1 protein-coding gene is annotated in these 647 nt (G+C 78.1%); it reads left to right on the top strand.

Features of this window, described 5'->3' with window-relative positions; all coding sequences use genetic code 11:
• On the top strand, positions 1–647 hold a 647-nt coding region (nrfD, locus tag GT045_RS15915), incomplete at both ends, for an NrfD/PsrC family molybdoenzyme membrane anchor subunit (RefSeq protein ID WP_237538628.1).

The raw sequence follows: 647 nt of genomic DNA, 5'->3' as shown, positions 1-647 counted from the left end.
TGCCGGACGTCACCCGGGACGGCGTGCGGGGCGCACGGCCCGGGCGGGAGGCGGTGACCGGTGCCCGCGAGGGCCGCCACCGGGGCCGGCGCCGCAGGGGTGAGCAGCCGATGGTGCCGGACGCCGAGTTCTCGTCGTACTACGGCACGCCCGTGCTCAACCGGCCGACCTGGAAGGCGCTGGACATCGCCGGGTACCTGTACCTGGGCGGGCTGGCCGGGGCGTCCTCGCTGCTGGCGGCCGGTGGCCGGCTGACCGGCCGGCCGGGCCTCGAGGTGCCGGCGAAGCTGGGGGCGGCCGGGGGCATCTCGCTGTCCCTGGCGGCCCTCGTCCACGACCTGGGCCGGCCGGCCCGGTTCCTGAACATGCTCCGGGTGTTCAAGCCGACGTCCCCGATGAGCGTCGGCTCGTGGCTGCTGGCGGGGTACGCGCCGCTGGCGCTGACGGCGGCGGCCACCGAGGCGGCGGGGCGGTGCCGGCGCCTGGGCTCGGCCGCCACGCTGGGCTCCGCCGTCCTCGGCCCGGCCGTGGCGACGTACACCGCGGTGCTGCTGGCGGACACGGCGGTGCCGTCCTGGCACGAGGGGTACCGCGAACTGCCGTTCGTCTTCGCCGGGTCGGCCGCCACCGCGGCGTCTGGCCTGGCC

The sequence above is a fragment of the Streptomyces sp. SID486 genome (assembly GCF_009865385.1).
Classification (GTDB): domain Bacteria; phylum Actinomycetota; class Actinomycetes; order Streptomycetales; family Streptomycetaceae; genus Streptomyces.
This window is presented reverse-complemented; position numbering and strand designations above follow the sequence as displayed.